At 39.7% G+C, this 4,138-nt stretch carries 6 protein-coding genes; 1 reads left to right on the forward strand and 5 read right to left on the reverse strand.

Annotated elements, in window-relative coordinates:
* The 4 genes from I8752_RS24415 to I8752_RS24430 all read right to left on the reverse strand — a co-directional run.
* The coding region (locus I8752_RS24415) for a transposase (RefSeq protein WP_214434829.1) at positions 1-202 on the reverse strand (202 nt) is incomplete at its 3' end.
* A gap of 352 nt (positions 203-554) precedes the next feature.
* Positions 555-1,133: a hypothetical protein gene (locus I8752_RS24420; RefSeq protein ID WP_214434830.1), complete on the reverse strand. Its 579-nt coding sequence runs from the start codon at positions 1,131-1,133 to the stop codon at positions 555-557.
* 159 nt (positions 1,134-1,292) lie between these two features.
* Positions 1,293-1,631: a hypothetical protein gene (locus I8752_RS24425; protein WP_214434831.1), complete on the reverse strand. Its 339-nt coding sequence runs from the start codon at positions 1,629-1,631 to the stop codon at positions 1,293-1,295.
* 290 nt (positions 1,632-1,921) lie between these two features.
* Positions 1,922-2,725 (reverse strand): dienelactone hydrolase family protein, encoded by an 804-nt coding sequence (locus tag I8752_RS24430; protein WP_214434832.1) that lies wholly within the window; start codon positions 2,723-2,725, stop codon positions 1,922-1,924.
* Between the two features lie 314 nt (positions 2,726-3,039).
* On the opposite strand from I8752_RS24430, the gene I8752_RS24435 reads away from it, so the two are divergent.
* Positions 3,040-3,579 carry a DUF2267 domain-containing protein gene (locus I8752_RS24435; RefSeq protein ID WP_214434833.1) on the forward strand — a complete coding sequence of 180 codons (540 nt, stop codon included), beginning with the start codon at positions 3,040-3,042 and terminating at the stop codon, positions 3,577-3,579.
* 287 nt (positions 3,580-3,866) lie between these two features.
* Here the strand turns inward: I8752_RS24435 and I8752_RS24440 are convergent.
* Positions 3,867-4,138, reverse strand: a 272-nt coding sequence (locus I8752_RS24440) for a transposase (RefSeq protein WP_214434834.1), incomplete at its 5' end; no start/stop codon positions are given.

Genomic DNA, 4,138 nt, shown 5'->3' on the forward strand with positions numbered 1-4,138 from the left:
AAGTATAAACTGTTTGCCAGTTTGGAAAATCTCCTGGTAGCGATCGCCATCGACAACCTTCACATAAGACATAAAAAATGGCGTTGAGCACTGAATATATATCAACAGAGCGTTTGCGACCGCCTGGTTTTCGAGGTGGAATCAACCCACTAATCAGTTCAAATTGCTCTTGGGTCAGGTTACTAGGGTAAACTTTACTCATCGCTCTCAATGGTGCTGTATCTACGTATTTACAGCTTATGCCCTGAGAGCTTTTTTTACTCAACTATCAACTTTTCAAACATCCTCTAAATAGCTCTTTATACTCTGCACAATATTCATCTATGATCGTAACTGTTGGGTGAGGATCTCTTGCCAAATGTTTGAGGATTTGTAATTCTACATCCATTGCTCTACTTACCTTCCAGAGCTTTTTCTTCTATTCCTTTTATTCAGAATACTCGGAAAGTGACAGAAGAGGGGTATTAGGTCGCAAATATCATCAAGAACTATGAATAATGTATGTGCGGTATGTCAAGCCTAAACCGCTATATGTTGATATCCATGATTATGCTTCAATCTGGGAAGGCCAAACCAGTCATTGGGTCGCGGATATAAAGCCCTAATGTAAGACTCTGTATCACTTCATCCCAATGGGGTATTAGCTGCTCTGCTTGATCTGCCCAAAACTCGAATGTAATCAAGCATTGGACATTTGACCCCAAACCAATGCAAATTCGGGAAAAAGCTTCCCGTGATTCTTCCTGAGTATCAATAAACTTCAGTTCTGTCCACACAATCCTAGCAGTTTGGCGTTTAACGGTAATGATTTCTCCCTTTTCTATGACGTTGCGACTGTCGTCTTCTACCACTTTCCTCAAGGTAGATTTTAGCGGAAACAGACTCCAGTCATTGGGCGGCAGGCGATTGAAAGATACTTCTAAGCAGCAATCATCGTTGGGAGGTTTTTTGTCCATGAACTTAAACGATTTTTCTTGTGGCTCAAAAACCCAGTCCTGGGGAACATTGAAGCGAACAGACCCTCGGTCAGCCACAAAAATTTTGTAGCCTGATGGAGATTCCCAGCGATGGTCTGCTTTGAGTTCAAGCGTTTCTTTAATCCACTGGAGATTGCTTTTCTTACGCTTTGCCATAGTGTTTTTGCAAATCTGCTGAAGTGGGCGATCGCCCTCTTTGATAATCGTATCAAATTACTAGCGCTAGGTGCATTGTAGCGCAACGCACCTATGCAGATATTCATTGCAGTCTTTTCTGCGAGACGCTACGCAAAGACGGTTCCCATTGGCACAGCTTTAGCGAGTCTTTTGTTGTGCGCCTGGAGAAATTTTTGCCTGAGATTGTCGAGATTGAAGCTCATCAAAGAAATGCACAATAGAGCGCCCTAAATACTCAATAGAAATACTAAGCGGTTCAAAATGCCACCCTTCTAGCTCTTGATATAAATAAGGTTGGAAATATTTATGTTTAATCTGTTCTACCATAAACGCTACGTCATCTTCAGCTATACTATCGCAGTTAAAAGAAATGACACCCGTTAAATTAAAGAGTTCTTGACTACATCGGATTAAACATTCAGTTTGTTTCTGATTGGGATTGGTTAGAGGATTCGATATTCTCCAGCGCGATCGCAAAATTCTAACTGTATTACTGATTTCCGGTGCAAGTAAGACAGAAGGTTGATCCTTAATGAAAAACTGATTAACTGATTCTATCTAATTATGCAATTTTGGTGAATTATCCAAAATTTATCTATCAAATCCCAAATGGCGCGCTTTCAACTGTGAAACCCTTGTCATCAGTGGAGGTCGGCAAGGGATATTTTTTTATTTTTCGGTATTCTGAATTCTGCTGTATATAGTCGTGTTCGGCGGCGGTAAGTAATCTTTGGCACAATAAGATAAATTTACCTCCGCTGCAACACTTAGTTCTGTAAGTTGTTTTGAAATAGTTCTAGAACATGTTGCCAAGCATCGGGAGCGGCTTGTGGATTGTAACTTAGATGTTGGGCTAAGAATGGGTACTTATCTACAAAAAATCCAGCAAAGAATCCGTGACCAGCATCGTATCTAAATATACGATAACTGATTTGATGTTTCTTTAATTCGGCTTCTATTTGCTCGCTTTCCTCCTGAGAAACTAATGTATCTCTTGTACCAAAAAATGCATAAATAGTACCTTGAATTGCAGAAGTGCGATTAATAGTTGGTGTTTCTTCACCATAACTAGAAGTGGTAATCCCGCCACCGTAAAACGAAGCTGTTGCTTTAATATCGGGTAAGGTTGCAGCTATATATGCAACATGACCGCCAAAACAAAAACCAATCGCCCCGATCGCATCATCTTTGACATTGGTTAAAGTTTTTAGGTAGGCGATCGCAGCTTGAATATCGCTGATTATTTCTTGATAATTTACCTGTTGATAGTATTGTAAACCTAGCCGATATGCTTCTGGACTGTATCCCACATCTTCTGGACTAAAGTCAGGTGCAAAACCAGGAGCAATACGTTGATACAACGCAGGTGCTATTGCTACATATCCTTGTTTAGCTATTAATTCTGTGATGTCTCGAATGTTACTATTAACTCCAAAAATTTCTTGAAAAACTATAATAGCACCAAACTTTTCTGTGGTAACTGGTTGAGCTAAGTAAGCATCAATTTCTAAGCCATTGTTAGGTATTTTGACTTTTGTAGTTTTAATTTCAATGTTTGTTATGTTTACCATCTTTAGTCAAGTAATTTGCTCTCAATTTGTCTATTCTGACTTTTTTTGACGTAGATCGGTGATGCCTAGGACAAGCCACTTACGTGTGTGTAGCAGAGTTAGTAAGGATACAGATTATTACCCAAAAATTTTTTGCGATCGCTATGCTACTAGCTTGCAGACATTAATGCAAGTTATCTGAGTTAATTTACTATATTTCTAACTTTTGAATAGATGGTATCTCGAACTTCTGGAAGATTCCAAGAGTTTTTGATTTGTGCGACCTTACATAGGTAAGCATAAAGACTCAAAATTAAAAAGCACAAGGAAAAACAATGCCCGATCAAGCATTTAGAAATAATATTCCAGAAGTTGACCCAACGGAGATTGAAGATAATCGAACTGCGATCGCCGACGAACATCGCTCGTTTCTAGAAAAAGTCCAGGTTGATGCTGGATTTGCAGATTTGTATGATGCCAGAGACTTTACTGAAGTTGTATTTCGCGTCCTCCGCGATTTAATGACAACAGAAGCAAGCGATCGCGTCGAGTCAGAACTGCATAAAGAGGCTGTACCTACAGACGAAAAAGCACTTCAATTTGAAGTAGCCGATCTCTGGAGAGACACCAATCCAATTGTGGGATTTTTGAGCCGGATTCGTCCACCTTGGCAAGGCCCTGGCATCTTCAAGATTGATTCCGATCGCTTCCTGTTCCGAGTTGCGAATGAAAGCGGAATGCCACGCTCAGTCGAGCGAGAGCAAGCAGTTAAAGCGGTATTTTCTGCCACCAAAGAGGAACTTTCCGAAGAGCGGATTCAAGAAATTGCTAGCTGGCTGCCCGACTATGTGCGCGAGCTTTGGGAGCAAGCTTAATTAAAACCCCAAAAAAGTCAAGTCTGTTTGCGGATGATAATCTCAAACAGGCTTTTCATTATAATTTGACTGATTCGCAACTATTAGATATTAGAGGTTAGCGATTGCCCAAACTCTTCATCGGCTTAACCTAGACTGCTAGTGTGTGTTGTATGACACTTTACTGAGGGAATGCGATCGTAGCGGCTAATTTTAATTCTTGAATTCTCCAAATTTAATATTCTTAAGGTACTCATATCTGTTCTGCAACTCCCGAAAGTTATTTTCAATTACAGCATTTACGGCTGTTATGAGGTACAGTAGCAGCAACTAGCAAACCAGTTTCTTAAATGTTTAGGATTTATTAAGTCAAGTGCAACTGAAATTAGTTTATCAACCATTTCTGTTGTAGTTGGAGCAAAACGGCGTAAAAAAGATTTAAGTTGTGACCACCATAATTCAATTGGATTAAAATCGGGAGAGTATGAGGATAAACAAATAACTTTCGCATCTACAGCTTCAATCATTGGCACAATTGAATCTAGTTTATGTGCGGATAAATTATCCATTACTACCACTG

The sequence above is a fragment of the Dendronalium phyllosphericum CENA369 genome, from assembly GCF_016056275.1.
GTDB classification, from domain to species: Bacteria; Cyanobacteriota; Cyanobacteriia; order Cyanobacteriales; family Nostocaceae; genus Dendronalium; species Dendronalium phyllosphericum.